The organism is Methylorubrum sp. GM97, assembly GCF_024347855.1.
Lineage (GTDB): Bacteria > Pseudomonadota > Alphaproteobacteria > Rhizobiales > Beijerinckiaceae > Methylobacterium > Methylobacterium extorquens.
The window spans coordinates 5095662-5110971 of record NZ_AP025942.1; the positions used below are offsets into that span (position 1 = coordinate 5095662).

The 15310-nt window shown below is 68.7% G+C and carries 15 protein-coding genes; 9 read left to right on the forward strand and 6 right to left on the reverse strand.

Annotated features, from left to right (window positions below; all coding sequences use genetic code 11):
• Nucleotides 1-139: 139 nt before the first annotated feature.
• The 5 genes from hisN to MSPGM_RS23655 form a co-directional block, all read right to left on the reverse strand.
• Nucleotides 140-931, reverse strand: coding sequence for a histidinol-phosphatase (hisN, locus tag MSPGM_RS23635; RefSeq protein ID WP_003604405.1), 792 nt, complete (start codon nucleotides 929-931; stop codon nucleotides 140-142).
• A gap of 55 nt (nucleotides 932-986) precedes the next feature.
• The gene (locus MSPGM_RS23640; RefSeq protein WP_003604406.1) at nucleotides 987-3020 is read right to left on the reverse strand and encodes an AI-2E family transporter; all 2034 of its coding nucleotides are present in this window, start codon (nucleotides 3018-3020) and stop codon (nucleotides 987-989) included.
• 240 nt (nucleotides 3021-3260) lie between these two features.
• Nucleotides 3261-4043, reverse strand: a complete 783-nt coding sequence (locus MSPGM_RS23645) for a LamB/YcsF family protein (protein WP_003604407.1) — start codon at nucleotides 4041-4043, stop codon at nucleotides 3261-3263.
• 10 nt (nucleotides 4044-4053) lie between these two features.
• Nucleotides 4054-5352 carry a nicotinate phosphoribosyltransferase gene (locus MSPGM_RS23650; protein ID WP_003604408.1) on the reverse strand — a complete coding sequence of 433 codons (1299 nt, stop codon included), beginning with the start codon at nucleotides 5350-5352 and terminating at the stop codon, nucleotides 4054-4056.
• 159 nt (nucleotides 5353-5511) lie between these two features.
• Nucleotides 5512-6015: a pyridoxamine 5'-phosphate oxidase family protein gene (locus MSPGM_RS23655; protein WP_003604409.1), complete on the reverse strand. Its 504-nt coding sequence runs from the start codon at nucleotides 6013-6015 to the stop codon at nucleotides 5512-5514.
• A gap of 149 nt (nucleotides 6016-6164) precedes the next feature.
• On the opposite strand from MSPGM_RS23655, the gene MSPGM_RS23660 reads away from it, so the two are divergent.
• The 9 genes from MSPGM_RS23660 (at nucleotide 6165) to MSPGM_RS23700 (ending at nucleotide 14603) form a co-directional block, all read left to right on the forward strand.
• Nucleotides 6165-6437 carry a hypothetical protein gene (locus MSPGM_RS23660; protein WP_003604410.1) on the forward strand — a complete coding sequence of 91 codons (273 nt, stop codon included), beginning with the start codon at nucleotides 6165-6167 and terminating at the stop codon, nucleotides 6435-6437.
• Between the two features lie 91 nt (nucleotides 6438-6528).
• Entirely contained in the window at nucleotides 6529-7656 is a 1128-nt protein-coding gene (locus tag MSPGM_RS23665) for an Mrp/NBP35 family ATP-binding protein (protein ID WP_015857573.1), read from the forward strand.
• Nucleotides 7653-8297: a molybdenum cofactor guanylyltransferase MobA gene (mobA, locus tag MSPGM_RS23670; protein WP_003604671.1), complete on the forward strand. Its 645-nt coding sequence runs from the start codon at nucleotides 7653-7655 to the stop codon at nucleotides 8295-8297. The genes MSPGM_RS23665 and mobA overlap by 4 nt, the downstream gene beginning before the upstream one ends.
• Nucleotides 8298-8620: 323 nt before the next feature.
• Nucleotides 8621-11356, forward strand: a complete 2736-nt coding sequence (gene gyrA, locus MSPGM_RS23675; protein WP_003604672.1) for a DNA gyrase subunit A — start codon at nucleotides 8621-8623, stop codon at nucleotides 11354-11356.
• Nucleotides 11357-11577: 221 nt separating this feature from the next.
• Nucleotides 11578-12402 carry an outer membrane protein gene (locus tag MSPGM_RS23680; protein ID WP_003604673.1) on the forward strand — a complete coding sequence of 275 codons (825 nt, stop codon included), beginning with the start codon at nucleotides 11578-11580 and terminating at the stop codon, nucleotides 12400-12402.
• Between the two features lie 142 nt (nucleotides 12403-12544).
• Nucleotides 12545-13048, forward strand: a complete 504-nt coding sequence (coaD, locus tag MSPGM_RS23685; protein WP_003604674.1) for a pantetheine-phosphate adenylyltransferase — start codon at nucleotides 12545-12547, stop codon at nucleotides 13046-13048.
• Between the two features lie 41 nt (nucleotides 13049-13089).
• Nucleotides 13090-13632, forward strand: a complete 543-nt coding sequence (locus MSPGM_RS23690) for a peptidylprolyl isomerase (RefSeq protein WP_003604675.1) — start codon at nucleotides 13090-13092, stop codon at nucleotides 13630-13632.
• A gap of 59 nt (nucleotides 13633-13691) precedes the next feature.
• Entirely contained in the window at nucleotides 13692-14138 is a 447-nt protein-coding gene (locus MSPGM_RS23695) for a hypothetical protein (RefSeq protein WP_003604676.1), read from the forward strand.
• 3 nt (nucleotides 14139-14141) lie between these two features.
• Nucleotides 14142-14603: a peptidylprolyl isomerase gene (locus MSPGM_RS23700; protein WP_003604677.1), complete on the forward strand. Its 462-nt coding sequence runs from the start codon at nucleotides 14142-14144 to the stop codon at nucleotides 14601-14603.
• Between the two features lie 70 nt (nucleotides 14604-14673).
• Here MSPGM_RS23700 and MSPGM_RS23705 read toward each other — a convergent pair whose 3' ends face one another.
• Nucleotides 14674-15078: a response regulator gene (locus tag MSPGM_RS23705; protein WP_003604678.1), complete on the reverse strand. Its 405-nt coding sequence runs from the start codon at nucleotides 15076-15078 to the stop codon at nucleotides 14674-14676.
• Nucleotides 15079-15310 lie beyond the last annotated feature (232 nt).

A 15310-nucleotide genomic window follows, 5' to 3' on the forward strand; every position in this document is an offset into this window, starting at 1 on the left:
GACGTCCTCGGCGATGGGCGGGCATGACAAGGATCATGACAAGGACAAATGCGAGCCGTTCCCGTTCGCCGTTGCGATCGGGGCGGCTCGTCCGCGTCGTGCGATGATAACGCGGCGTCCTTCCCTCTGGGGCGGGGCCCTAAGGGTTGAGCACCTTCAGCGCGGCGTCGTGCAGCCGGCGGTCTCCGGCGGCCACGATCCGGCCGCCGCCGGTGGCCGGGCCGCCGTCCCAGCTCGTGACGACGCCGCCCGCGCCCTCGACGATGGGGATCAGCGCGACGATGTCGTAGGGCTTCAGCCCCGCCTCGACCACGAGGTCGATCTGGCCGGCGGCGAGCATGCAATAGGCGTAGCAGTCGGTGCCGTAGCGGGACATCTTCGCCTGCCCCTCGATCGTCCGGAAGCGCTCGGCCTCCTCCCCTTCCGCGAACAGGCGCGGGTCGGTGGTGGCGAGGATGGCGTTGCCGAGCGCCTCGTTGCGGCGGGTGTGGAGGGGGCGTTCGCCCGTCGCGGAGCGCACGCTCGCGGTCTTGCCGTCGCCGAGGAAGCGCTCGCCGAGATAGGGCTGGTGCATCAGGCCACGCACCGCCGCGCCGTGATGGGTCAGCCCGATCAGCGTGCCCCAGGTCGGCAGGCCGCTGATGAAGGCGCGTGTGCCGTCGATCGGGTCGAGCACCCAGACGCATTCCGCATCCGCCCGCTCCGAGCCAAATTCCTCGCCGAGGATGCCGTGGTTCGGCAGCCGGTCGTTGATCATCCGCCGCATCACCGCTTCCGCCGCGCGGTCCGCCTCAGTGACCGGGTCGAAGGCGTGGCCCGTCCCGTGGGACTTGTCGTCCAGGCCGAAATGCGCCCGGAAGAACGGCAGGATTGCCGCTCCGGACTGGGTGGCGAGGTCTTCCATGAACTGGGCGAGATCGACGACGCTCATCGAGGGGCAGCCTCCCATTGACGGGCTGAGACGAAGCCGCCCTCAAGCCGTCCCGTCAAGCCGGCTCGGGCAGGGCCTGCCGCGGGGGCGTGGCCGCATCGCTCCGCTCGGACCAGTCCGGGCCGCCCTCGTTGCGGGCAAGGGCGAGGATCGTCTCGATCAGGTCGCGCAAGGAGGTGACGTGGTCGTCCGCGCCGATCTTGGCTCGCACCGCGTCGTCGGCGAGCATCGGCTCGTCGAGGCGCCACAGCCCGGCGACGATCGGCACGGTGTCGATCTTCTGGCGCAGCCGCGAGACGAGGCGGCGCAGATGGGTCGGCTCGCCGGACAGCGCCAGCGAGATCACGCAGACCGCTTGAGCCGGACCCGGCTGCCACTCGGCGATGCGCACCCGGGCGACCTCGGCGAAGGGCACCTGCCGGGTGCCGAAGCCGCGCTTGCGCAGGAGCTGGTCGGCAATGGCGGTCGCCGCCCCGTCGAGGAAGCCGCGGCCGGAGACGAGAAGCACCGCACCGTCGGCCTGCCACGCGGCGGGCAACTCGTCGGGGTCGGGGATCGGCTCGTTCTTGCAGGCGCTCTCCCCGTCGCCAGCAGCGCCGGCCCCGTCGAAGAGGCGGGTGGGTTTGGAGGCCGGATCGGGCACGGCATCCTCGCGGTCCTCCAGATCCTCCACCAAAGCCGTGATCGAGGCGCGGATCTCGTCCTTCTGGCTCGGCGTCAGCACGCCGCGGGCGGCGTCGCGGGAGGCGAGTTCGAGACCCTTCAGCACGACGTCGTCGTAATAGGCCGAGAGCGAGCATTCGCGCAGGATCAGGTCGGCATGTTCCTGCGCCTCCTCCGGGTCGTCGGCGAGCATGCGCTGGTAGAAGTTCTCGATCGGCGTCAGCGCCGGGCGGTTGCTGAACAGCACGTCGAGGAATTCGAGCCGATCGACGTGGCGCCCGAGCACGACGAGGCAGACGGTGAGCGGCGTCGAGAGCAGGAGGCCCACCGGTCCCCAGAGCCAGGTCCAGAACAGGGCCGAGACCAGCACCGAGAACGGCGAGACGCCCGTCGAGTGTCCGTAGACCAGCGGCTCGATGATCTGCCCGACGATGGGCTCGACGAGGGCGAAGAGCAGGAAGGTCGACAGCACCATGCTCCAGCCCGGATCGACCGCCGCCGCGAGCGCGATCGGCAGGACCGCCGAGAGGAAGGCGCCGATATAGGGCACGAAGCGCATAACGAGGGCGAAGATGCCCCACAGCACGGGGCTCGGCACGCCGATGATCCAGAGCCCGACGCCGATGACGACGCCGAAGGCGGAGTTGAGGGCGAGCTGGCCCAGGAAGTAGCGCGAGAGCCGCCGGGCCGCGTCGTCCATCGCCACGGTCGTGCGGTGGAGGTCGCTCGAACCGGCGAGCCGGATCAGGCGGTCGCGCAGATCCTCCCGCTGCATCAGGATGAACAGGAGCACGACGAAGACGATGCCGGCGGTGGCAAGCGGCTGCGCCACCGGCGCCAGCACGGTGGTGGCGAGTTCGAGCGGGCCCGGGCGGCGCTCCTCCACCTGGACCAGGAGCGGCTTCGGCGGCTCCGGCTCGGCCTTGCGGTTACTGTCGCGGGCGGCCTGCTGCTTGGCCTTCTCGGCCGATTCCTTGCTCTCCTCGCCGCTCTGGTGGATCGCCCGGTTGATGTTGGCGATGTAGTCCATCGTCTGGCCGAGCGTGCCGGCCCGCAGCCCCTCGATCTTGCGCTCGACGGTGCGCTGGTAGCGCGGCACGTCCTGCGCGAGTTCGGCGACCTGCACGCCGATGACGGTGGTCACCGCAGCGATGATCCCGGCGGCGAGCAGCACCGAGACCAGCACCGCGAAGGCCCGCCCCAGCTTCAGCCGGCGCAGGAAGTTCACCAGCGGGCCGAGCACGAAAGACAGCAGCACCGCGATCGCGATGGGGATCAGCACCTCGCGCGCGAAGAAGAGGCCCGCCACGATGATGGCAAACACGACGAGGGAGGAGGCGAGCGGACCTTTCGGCGTCTCGGCCGCGGAAACACGCGCCGGGCGCGGCGGCACGATGAAGCCCTCACCGGTGGATATACGCTTCATGTCAGGCCGGGCTTCCTCTCACGCCACGCTTCATCCGAAGGCCCGACGGATCGCGTCGCGATGCGGGCCTCGGTCTCGCTCACAAGGGTCCGCGCGCGCTCCGCACGACGAGCCGCCGTCTATCCGGGCGATCGTCGTCACGGGCCAGCGCATGGACCAGCGCCCGGAGGCACCTGAGCTCAAGAAACCGTGAGCGGGCTGAATTCGATCCCTGAAACGTCGCCGTAACGGATTCGTCCCTCAGGACGTCGCAGAGGGTTCGGCGAAGGGGCGCAGGCTAAAGCCCGCCCGCTCAAGCTCGGCCCGGACCGCGCGTGCCATGGCGAGCGCCTCCGGGTTGTCGCCGTGGACGCAGACCGTGTCGATCGCGACCGGAACGCGCCGCCCGCCGAGCGTGAACACGGCGCCCTCCCCGACCATGCGGGCGACGCGCGCGGCGGCCTCACTCGCATCGTGGATCACCGCACCGGGCGAGGCGCGGGGGGCGAGCGTGCCGTCCTCGGCATAGGCGCGGTCGGCGTAGATTTCCCGCACGAGGCGCAGGCCGATGCGCTCGCCGGCCCGCTCGGCGGGAAGCCCCGGCATCACGACCAGGGCGAGATCGGGATCGACACCGGCCACGGCACGGGCCAGCGCTTCGGCGATCGCCGCATCCTCGTTCGAGAGGTTGGCGAGCGCCCCGTGCGCCTTGACGTGGGTGACGCGGGCGCCGGCCAGGGCGGCGCAGGCCTGGAGCGCACCGATCTGATAGGCGATGTCGCGCTCGATTCTTGCGGGACTCTCCTGGATCCGGTTTCGGCCGAAGCCGCGCAGATCATGGAAGCCGGGATGGGCGCCGATCGCCACGCCTCGCGCCTTCGCCGCAATCACCGTCTCGACCATGATGTCAGGGTCGCCCGCATGGAAGCCGCAGGCGACGTTGGCCGAGGTGACGATGTCGAGCAGCGCGGCGTCGTCGCCCATGCGCCAGGGCCCGAAACCCTCGCCGAGATCGGCGTTGAGATCGATGCGGGCGACGCTCATGCTTCTGCTCTCACACCGCCACCGCCATTGCGGCCTGCTCCTCGACCCCGAACACCCGCTTGTAGCGCTCCACCTCGGCTGCCGGCCCCTGCGCCTTGCTCGGATTGTCGGAGATCTTCACCGTCGGGCGGCCTTCGGCTTCGGTGACCTTGCACACCACCGAGATCGGATCGAGCCGCCCTTCCGGCACGAGGCCGCGGAAATCGTTGGTCAGCCGCGTGCCCCAGCCGTAGCCGATGCGCATGCGGCCGTGGAAATGGGCGTGGATCGCCTCGATGTCGTCGATATCGAGCCCGTCGGAGAAGATCGCCAGCTTTTCGCGCGGGTCGCAGCCTCGCGACTCCCAGAAGGCGAGCGCCTCCTCGCCGCCCGCGATCGGCTCCTTCGAATCGATGCGGATGCCGGTCCAGGCCGTGAGCCAGTCCGGCGCCTTCGCGAGAAAGCCGGTGGTGCCGTAGGTGTCAGGCAAGGCCACCAGCAGGTTGCCGGCATAGTCCTGCTGCCAGTCGGCCAGCACCGCGTAGGGCGCGGCTGCCAGCGCCTCATCGTCGTCTCCGGCGAGCGCGGCGTAGACCATCGGCAGTTCGTGGGCGTTGGTGCCCACCGCCTCGACCTCTCGGCGCATGGCGATCAGGCAGTTCGAGGTGCCGAGGAAGGCGCGTTCGCCGAGGCCCTCGCTCATCGCCTGCACGCACCAATCCTGCCACAGGAAGCCGTGGCGGCGGCGCGTGCCGAAATCGGCGATGGAGAGGTCGGGCAGGCGCTTCAGGCGCTCGATCTTCTCCCAGACGCGGGTCATGGCGCGGGCGTAGAGCACCTGCAGCTCGAACTTGCCGAGGCCCCGCAGCACCGCGCGGGAGCGCATCTCGTTGAGGATCGCGAGAGCCGGCACCTCCCACATCGTGGTCTCGACCCAGGGGCCGTGGAAGGTCAGCGCCACCTGTCCGTCGCGCACCTCCAGCTCGTAGTCCGGCAGGCGAAACGCTTCGAGCCAGGCCATGAACTCGGAGGAGAGGATCTGACGCTTGCCGTAGAAAGTGTTGCCGCGAAGCCAGGTCGATTCACCGCGGCTCAGGCGGATCGTGCGGGCGTGGTCGAGCTGCGCCCGCAATTCCCCGAGGTCGATCTCGTCGGCGACCCGCACGCTCCGGGTGCGGTTCTGGATTCCGAAGCTGACGCGCAGATCGCGGTGACGGCGGAAGATCATCTGCGCCATCAGGAGCTTGTAGAAATCCGTATCGAGCAGCGAGCGCACGATCGGGTCGATGCGGAAGTTGTGGTCGTAGACCCGCTTCGCGAGGTCGATCATGGGCCGTCCGTGTTCGGGGAGTGTCGCCCGAGCTTGGGGCGGATCGCCCCGGCGATCAACGCCGGCGGGCGCGGGGCGTCATGACAAAAAAGGCGCCCCCACCGGAGGCAGGGGCGCCGAACGTGATGGGTAAGGGCGTGAGGCCCGCTCCCAAAAAGATCAGGCGAGGTTGACCTTCTTGGTCTCGGTCTTCGGGCTCTCGCCGGTGAGCGAAGCCTTCACGTAGCCGTAGAGGTGGACCATCGTGGAGGACGGGCTGTCCCAGTACTCGCCCTGCTCGGGATGGATGCGGATCAGGCCGACCTCGGGGTCGTTCTTGCCGTTGGGGAACCAGGTCTTGAGGCTCTCCTGCCACTTCTCGTCGATCAGCTTCTGGTCGCGGATCACCTCGGCCTTGCCGGCGATCGAGACGTAGGTCTGGCTCGACGGATCGGAGTAGGAGAGGTTCACCTGATTGTCGCGGCCGATCTCGGCGGTCTTCGGGCTGTGCAGCTTGGTGAAGAACCACACGTCGCCGTTCTCGTCGATCTCGTTGTTCCACATCGGGCGGCTGTTGAGCGTCCCGTCCTGATCGGCGGTGGTCAGCATTGCGACCTTGACGTCCTTGACCAGCTCGAAGAGCTTCTTCGCGCCCTCGTGGTCGCGATGGTTGCCCTGGTGCATGAGATCCGTACTCCGTCTGTCGTCAATGGCGTGAGCCGGGCAGGCTGAGGACCCATGTCGATGGTCCGCTGCCCGGCGATTGCCTCGACAACGAGCGAGGTCGATCTTGGTTCAGGGGTCGGTCGAAGCTTTGCCGGAGAGTGAAGGGGATGAGGGGTGCGCTGCTGGCCATGCTGCTCGCCGCCGCCGCTTTGCCGGCCTCCGCGGAGGTGCGCTTCGGCTCCGGCGTGCGCATCGGCGGCCACGACTTCTCCAACCGGCGCTCCCGCAGCGTCCATATCGAGCGGGTGAAGCGGCTGCGCGGCCCCGTCGGCTGCCGGCACCTGCGCCGCGGCGTCTATCGGCGCGGCGACGGCTCGGTCGTGCGCGGGCCGATGGAAGAATGCAACCTGATCGCCATTCCGCCGGGACGGCAGCGCTGAGAACACGGCTTGAAGGCTGGCGTTTGGCGCAAGGGTGGTTAGATGGTCGGAAGCGGGATGGCCCGCCCCGGCGCCCGATGGAGCTTGAGTTTTGGCGATCACGCGCGACGACGTGCTGAAGGCGCTCTCGACTGTCACGGTCGATCGCGGCGGCACCACCCTGCCCGATTCCGGCCGCCTCTCGCAGGTGGTGATCGACCCGGGCAACCGGGTGATGTTCTCGATCCGGATCGATCCGAGCGAGGCCGAGCGGTTCGAGCCGGTGCGGCGCGAGGCGGAAGGCCGCGTGCTGGCGCTGTCCGGTGTGTCGAGCGTGCTCGCGAGCCTGACCTCGGAGCGGGCGCCCAACGCCCCGGCTCCCGGCGCGGCGCCGCGTCAACCGGCCGGCGGTCCCGGCGCCCCGCCGCGCCAGGGCAACGCGCTGCCGGGCGTGCGCCACATCGTGGCGGTGGCCTCCGGCAAGGGCGGCGTCGGCAAATCGACCACCGCCTGCAACCTCGCCCTGGCTTTGAGCGCGCAGGGCCTCAAGGTCGGCCTGCTCGATGCCGACATCTACGGTCCCTCCGTGCCCAAGCTTCTGGGGCTGTCCGGCAAGCCGCGGGTGATCGAGGGCAAGACCCTGGAGCCGCTCCAGGCCTATGGCCTGAAGGCCATGTCGATCGGCCTGCTGATCGAGCCGGAATCGGCGATGATCTGGCGCGGGCCGATGGTGCAGTCGGCCATCACCCAGATGCTGCGCGACGTGGCCTGGGGCGAACTCGACGTGCTCATCGTGGACATGCCCCCCGGCACCGGCGACGCGCAGCTCACCATGGCCCAGGCCACGCCGCTGTCGGGCGCCGTCATCGTCTCGACGCCGCAGGATCTGGCGCTGATCGATGCGCGCCGCGGCGTGACGATGTTCCGCAAGGTCTCTGTGCCGATTCTCGGCGTGATCGAGAACATGGCGACCTTCATCTGCCCGAATTGCGGGGCGGCCTCGGCGATCTTCGGCCATGGCGGCGCCCGCCACGAGGCGGAGCGCCTGGAGGTGCCCTTCCTCGGCGAGATCCCGCTCACCATGGCGATCCGCGAGACCTCGGATGCCGGCCGCCCCGTGGTCGCCACCGATCCGGACGGGCCGCAGGCCAAGATCTATCGCGAGATTGCCGGGAAACTCTGGGCCAACCTCAGCGGCGCGCCAGCCGGCCGCGCGGCGCCGAAGATCGTCATCGAGTGAGTCCCGCTCCGGTCCCCGGGTCGGGTATCGGGCCGGGTGTTTTGGGCCTGATCCTGGCCGGCGGCCTGTCGCGGCGGATGGGCGGGGGCGACAAGCCTCTGCGCACGCTTGCCGGACGCACCCTCTTGGAACAGGTCGCCGAGCGGCTCGGCCCGCAATGCGCCGGCGGGCTCGCGCTCAGCGCCAACGGCGATCCGGCCCGCTTCCGCGCAGCGTTTTCCGGCCCCGTCCTGCCCGACACCGTGCCGGATCATCCGGGGCCGCTCGCTGGCATCCTCGCCGGATTGGAAGCCGCCGGTGAAGCGGGCCTCACACACATCGTCAGCGTGCCGGGCGACGCGCCCTTCCTGCCGGAGGATTTCGTCGCGTGTCTCGTCGCGGTCGCGGCGGCGGAGGGCAAGCCGATCGCGCTCGCGGCCTCGGGCGAGCGGCGCCACTTCACCAGCGCGCTCTGGCCGGTGGCCCTGCGGGAGGATTTGCGGGGCTGGCTCGCTTCGGGCGAGCGGCGCGTCGGCGGCTTCATCGAGCGGCACGGGGCGGCGGTGGCGTCCTGGCCGGTCGAGCCCGTCGATCCCTTCCTCAACCTCAACGCGCCGGAAGATCTGGCCGCCGCCGAGGCGCTTCTGGCGCGGGTTCCCTGACGAGCCGGCAATGCACCGCCGACAGGCTCGCGGATGTTGTGCAAGCCCCTCGGAATTCATATTTAAGTAACTGAGACGACGGCCTTTGGCAGGCAGCGGGTCATCCCACTTCTCCCCCCTCATCCTGAGGTGCTGAAGCGAAGCGGAATCCTCGAAGGATCCTCCAGAACACGCGCGGATCGGGAGGATCCTTCGAGGCCGCTTCGCGGCACCTCAGGATGAGGGGAGCGGTTGGGATTGGCGGCCCTTTGACCTGTCCTTGCTAGTCTTCGTCCGTTGGCGTTCCGCCATGGGCGACCGAACGAGAACCCGAGAGAGCGACGTTGGCAGACGACAACGACCAACCCGGCGCCGGCACGCCCCCGCCCGCGACCGACATCAAGCCCGTCTCCATCACCGACGAGATGCGCCGGTCCTACCTCGATTACGCCATGAGCGTGATCGTGAGCCGCGCGCTGCCCGATGCGCGCGACGGCCTTAAGCCGGTGCACCGGCGCATCCTGTTCGCGGCGCATGAGAGCGGGCACCTGCCCGAGCGCCGCTACGTCAAGTCGGCCCGCATCGTCGGCGACGTGATCGGTAAGTACCATCCGCACGGCGACCAATCGATCTACGACGCCTTGGTCCGCATGGCCCAGGACTTCTCGATGCGCCTGATGCTCATCGACGGGCAGGGCAATTTCGGCTCGGTCGACGGCGATCCGGCCGCGGCCATGCGCTATACCGAATCGCGTCTGGCCAAGCCCGCCAGCGCGCTCCTCTCGGACATCGACAAGAACACCGTCGATTTCCAAGCGAACTACGACGGGGAGCACGAGGAGCCGACGGTCCTGCCGGCCCGCTTCCCGAACCTGCTGGTCAACGGCGCGGGCGGCATCGCGGTGGGCATGGCCACCAACATCCCGCCGCACAATCTCGGCGAGCTGATCGACGCCTGCATCGCCCTCATCGACGATCCGAGCCTGACCATCGAGGCGCTCAACGAGATCGTGCCCGGTCCCGACTTCCCGACCGGCGGCCTGATCCTCGGCCGCGCCGGCACCCGGCAGGCCTACGCCACGGGCCGCGGCTCGATCATCATGCGGGCGAAGTCCCATATCGAGGAGCTGCGCAAGGAGCGCGAGGCGCTGATCTTTACCGAGATCCCGTATCAGGTGAACAAGGCGACGCTGGTCGAGAAGATCGCCGAGCTGGTCAAGGAGAAGCGCGTCGAGGGCATCTCGGACCTGCGCGACGAATCCGACCGCGACGGCATGCGCATCGTCGTCGAGATCAAGCGCGACGCCATGGCCGAGGTCGTGCTGAACCAGCTCTACCGCTACACGCCGCTGCAATCCTCGTTCGGCTGCAACATGGTGGCGCTGAACGGCGGCCGCCCCGAGCTGATGAACCTGAAGGACCTGCTGCTGGCCTTCAACGACTTCCGCGAGGAGGTCGTCTCCCGGCGCACCAAGTTCCTGCTCAACAAGGCGCGCGAGCGGGCCCACGTCTTGTGCGGTCTGGCCATCGCGGTCGCCAATATCGACGAGGTGATCCGCCTGATCCGCACCTCGCCGGATCCGAACACCGCCCGCGAGGCGTTGATGGCCCGCGATTGGCCGGCCCACGACATCGCCCCGCTGATCGCGCTGGTGGACGATCCGCGCTACCGCGTGGCCGAGGACGGCACCTACCGGCTCTCGGAGATCCAGGCCCGCGCGATCCTCGACCTGCGCCTGCAGCGCCTCACCGCTCTCGGCCGTGACGAGGTCGGCGACGAGTTGAAGAAGCTCGCCGACGAGATCGCCGACTATCTCGACATCCTGCGCTCGCGCGTCCGTATCCAGGCGATCGTGAAGACGGAACTGGCCGAGGTGCGCGCGCTCTTCGCCACCCCGCGCAAGACCGAGATCATCGATTCCGACTTCAGCGTCGAGGACGAGGATCTGATCGCCCGCGAGGACATGGTCGTGACCGTGTCCCATGCCGGCTACGTCAAGCGCGTGCCGCTCTCGACCTACCGGGCCCAGCGCCGCGGCGGCAAGGGCCGCTCCGGCATGGCGACCCGCGACGAGGATTTCGTCACCCGGCTGTTCGTGGCCAGCACCCACACGCCGGTGCTGTTCTTCTCCGACCAGGGCCAGGCCTACAAGGAGAAGGTCTGGCGCCTGCCGATGGCCGCGCCGAACGCTCGGGGAAAGGCGCTCGTCAACATCCTGCACCTTCAGAACGAGGGCGAGCGCATCTCGACCATCATGCCGCTGCCCGAGGACGAGACGTCCTGGGACACGCTCGACGTGATGTTCGCCACCGCCTCCGGCAATGTCCGCCGCAACAAGCTGTCGGACTTCACCACGGTGAACCGCAACGGCAAGATCGCGATGAAGCTCGATCCGGGCGACCACATCGTCCATGTCGAGATCTGCCGGCCGGAGCAGAACGTGCTGCTCACCACCGCGCTTGGCCAGTGCATCCGCTTCCCCGTGGAGGATGTGCGCGTCTTCAAGGGCCGCGACTCGACCGGCGTGCGCGGGATCAACCTCGCCCAGGACGACAAAGTCATCTCGATGGCGATCCTCAACGCCTTCGACGCGTCCCCCGAAGAGCGAGCCGGCTATCTCAAGATGCGCCGGGCGGTGATCGGCGACGCGGGCGAGGCGGAGGCCGAGCCGGCCGAGGCCGAGGAGGCTTCGGAAGCCTCGGCGATCTCGCTGGAGCGCTACAACGAGATGGGGGCCGCGGAGCAGTTCGTGCTGACCCTGTCCGATCGCGGCTTCGGCAAGCGCTCGTCGTCTTACGAGTACCGGACCTCGGGCCGCGGCGGCAAAGGCATCACGGCGATGCGGGTCAACGCCCGCAACGGCAACCTCGTCGCCTCCTTCCCCGTCGAGGCGTCGGACCAGATCATGCTGGTCACCAATGCCGGCCAACTCATCCGCGTGCCGGTGGACGATATCCGCATCGTCGGCCGCGCCTCGCAGGGCGTGACGGTGTTCAACACCGACAAGGCCGAGCGTGTCGTCTCGGTGGAGCATATCGAGGGCGAGGACGAGAACGAGAACGGCGAAGAGGCAGTCTGATCGAAGGGGCTGCGGAGGGGGCGAAACGGGCCCCTTCCGCAGCTCGGCAGAAGGCTCGATCAAAGTTTTGTGATCGAGGATTATTTTTGGAATTACAGTATTAAACCGAAGTAATGGCGTTATATCGCTGCCGTAACATTGGTGTTGCCGTTATATCATAGTTTCCAGGCCCGACCGTCGGTAGAGAAAGTGCGGCTTTCCTCACACCTTCGGTTCGAGCCTTGCGCAATTCCCTGATCCTCTCCGGCCTCGCGGGCATCCTCCTTTCCGGGACTGCGCTGGCCGCCGACCTGCCGCGCCGCGCCGAGGCGCCGGTCTTCACGCCGATCCCGGTTTTTGCCTGGACGGGCGCCTATTTCGGTCCCAACGGCGGCTACGCCTACACCGAGAGCGACACGCTGCGGACCACCGGCATCGGTGCGCTCCAGGCCAACGTGACCAACGACCTGCGCCGCGCGAATGTCGCCCTGCCGAAGGACGGGTTCAGCTTCGGTGGTCAGGCCGGCTACAACTTCCAGCTCACGCCGGGCACCGGCTTCGTCTTCGGCTTCGAGACCGACGCGCAGTACCTCGATCTGGCGCGCAGCCGCACCGAGACGATCTTCCGCCCCGCCATCAACCCGAACGTCCTGCGCAACGTCTACGCCGCCGACCTCGACTTCCTCGGCACCGTGCGCGGCCGTGTCGGCTACGCCTTCGACCGCGTCCTGGTCTATGGCACCGGCGGCTTCGCCTACGGCACCACCACGCTGGCCGCGGTCTTCCGCACGGGAACGCCGGTGACCTATGCCGGCGCCCGCTCCGGGCTCGAGACCGGCTACGCCTATGGCGGCGGCATCGAGTACGCGATCCCGGCCAATTCCTTCCTGGATCTCACGGGGTCCCTGCAGATGACGGTCAAGGCCGAGTACCTGCGCTACGACCTCGGCAGCCGCACGGTGCTGATCCGCAGCACGGGCGGTCCCGGCGTCGGCTACAACATCGAATCCCGCACCGAGGGCGCTCTGGCCCGCGTCGGCCTGAACTTCGGGTTCGGCACGTACTGAGGCTGGGGAGGCCGGCGGAGCGTTCCATTCCCGCCGGGGCCTTCGATCCCGACCCCATCGCGTTCGCGCGGGCGCCCTCCGGGGCGCCCGTTTCTGTTGGCGGCGGTTCCGTTTGCGGGGAAAATGCTCTAGGCCCGTTCCCGTGACGACCCGTACAGCGCTCTACGCCGGTTCCTTCGATCCGGTCACCAACGGCCATCTCGACGTGGTGCGACAGGCCTGCCGCCTCGTGCCGCGGCTGGTGCTGGCCATCGGCGTGCATCCGGGCAAGGCGCCGCTGTTCACGGCCGAGGAGCGCGCCGCCCTGCTGCGCGAGACCTGCGAACCGCTCGCCGCGGCCGAGGGCGCGAGCCTCGACGTCGTCACCTTCGACGACCTCGCCGTCACGGCCGCCCGGCGCTGCGGGGCGCGCCTGTTCATCCGGGGGCTGCGCGACGGCACCGACCTCGATTACGAGATGCAGCTCGCCGGCATGAACGGCGCGATGGCACCCGAGGTCCAGACCGTGTTCCTGCCCGCCTCCACCGGCGTGCGCCCGATCACCGCGACCCTGGTGCGCCAGATCGCGGCCATGGGCGGCGACGTCTCCCCCTTCGTGCCGTCGGTCGTCGCCGCGCGGCTTGCCGCCCGCTTCGCCAAATCCTGATTCCGCCCGATCCTGATCCCCACCACGGAGCTTTAGACCGCATGAATCGCCGCCACGCCGTCCTCGGACTCGCCCTCTCCGCCATGCTCTTCGCCGCCCCGGCGCGGGCCGGCGAGAACACCGTGCTTCTCGAGACCAAGGACGGGCGGGTCACGATCGAGCTGCGCCCGGAGATCGCGCCCAAGCACGTCAAGCAGCTCAAGACGCTGATCGGCCAGGGCTTCTACGACGGCCTGAAGTTCCACCGCGTGATCGACGGCTTCATGGTCCAGACCGGCGATCCCAAGGGCAACGGCACCGGCGGCTCCACCCTGCCCAACATTCCCGCCGAGTTCTCCTCCGCGCCGTTCAAGCGCGGCACGGTCGGCATGGCCCGCTCGGGCAGCCCGAACTCGGCCAACTCGCAGTTCTTCATCTGCCTCGGCGACGCGGACTTCCTGAACAACAATTACACGGTCGTCGGCGTCGTCACCTCGGGCATGGACGTGGTCGACAAGATCAAGAAGGGCTCCAAGGCCGATAACGGCTCCGTGCAGAACCCCGACAAGATCGTGAAGATGACGCTCGCCGGAGGCGGCCAATAGCGGCCCGCCGGCCATCGCGCCGCGGGGTCTGCATCCTCGCGGCCTGCCTCGTCCCGATCATGGCGGGCGGGGCCGATGCGTTCGACGGCATTGAACCCTGGCGCACCCTGCCCCAAACCTTGCGGGGTACGCAGCATGTGCCGCTGCCCGCCGGTGACACGGCGGCGGCCCCGGCCGATACCCTGAAGGCGCTCTACCCGGCGCTCGCCGCCTGCTGGAAGGCGCCCGAAGGGCTCAGCCGGTTCGAGCGCGTGGAGATCACGGCGCGTCTCTCCCTGCGCCGGGACGGCTCGGTGATCGGCATGCCGCAGATCACCTTCGCCAAGACGCCGTTTGCGAACACGCCGGGCGATACGAGGGCCCGGGACATCCTGATTCGGGCGACGCGCGACGCGATCGCCCGCTGCACGCCGGTCCGGGTCACACCGGCTCTCGGCGGAGCCATCGCGGGGCGCCCCCTGGCGCTGCGCTTCATCTACGACGGACCCAGAGGACAGGGAATTTAACTCATGGCAGAGACGAACGAGACCATCGTCCTGGAGACCACCAAGGGCCGCGTCGTCATCGCGCTGCGCGCCGACCTCGCCCCCAACCACGTCGAGCGGATCAAGACGCTGACGACCCAGGGCTTCTACAACGGCGTGCCGTTCCACCGCGTCATCGACGGCTTCATGGCCCAGACCGGCGACCCGACCGGCACCGGCTCGGGCGGCTCGGAGCTGCCCGACCTCAACGCCGAGTTCAACGCCGAGCCGCATGTGCGCGGCACCTGCTCGATGGCGCGCACCAACTTCCCGCACTCGGCGAATTCGCAGTTCTTCATCTGCTTTTCCGACGCACGCTTCCTCGACCGCCAGTACACGGTGTGGGGCAAGGTGATCGAGGGCATGGAAGTGGTCGACACGATCAAGCGCGGCGAGCCCGTGCGCGATCCGGACCGGATCGTGAAGGCGACCGTCGCGGCGGCGTAAGGCTGTTTTTCCCCCTCTCCTCGCCTGCGGGGAGAGGGGGCATCTGATGGCGCGATGAATTGGCCGCGGCTCAGCCTTCCGGCGGCTCCCTGAGCCCCGCGGCCTCTTCGAGCCAGGTCAGGATTTCCGGGGCCCGCCAGGGCTTGGGCATGAAGGTCGCGGTGACGCGCAGGTCGCTCGGCTGGTCGCCCGCGTCGCCCGAGGTCAGCAGCAGGCGGATACGCGGCCACGTCACGCCGATGATCCGTGCGAGTTCGAAGCCGCCGATCGTGCCCGGCGTGCGCACGTCCGAGAACACGACGTCGATCCCGTCGCCCCGCTGGTGCAGGATGTCGAGCGCACGCTCGGCCGTCTCGGCCTCGATGACCTCGAAGCCCTTCTCCTCCAGCAGCTCGGCCGCGAGGTAGCGCTCGTCGGGTTCATCCTCGACGACGAGAATGACGGGCCGGCGGCCTGTGGGTCGTGCGTCACTCATGACTGGTCACTCATGACCCTGATTAATCTAGAGGGCTCGCGGGAAAAACGCAGATTGCGCATCCCATACGATAACCTCCGGCAAAGTCCCCGGCAGACAATACGATAGAACGGTGGGGGCAAACGTCTGTCGTTCATGGGCAACAGCGCCTGGATTTGTTGCGCTCAAGTCGGGTCGGCATGCGCTTTTGCGTGAGATAAGCCGTCGCACCCGCTTTGCGTGCAGGGCTTGA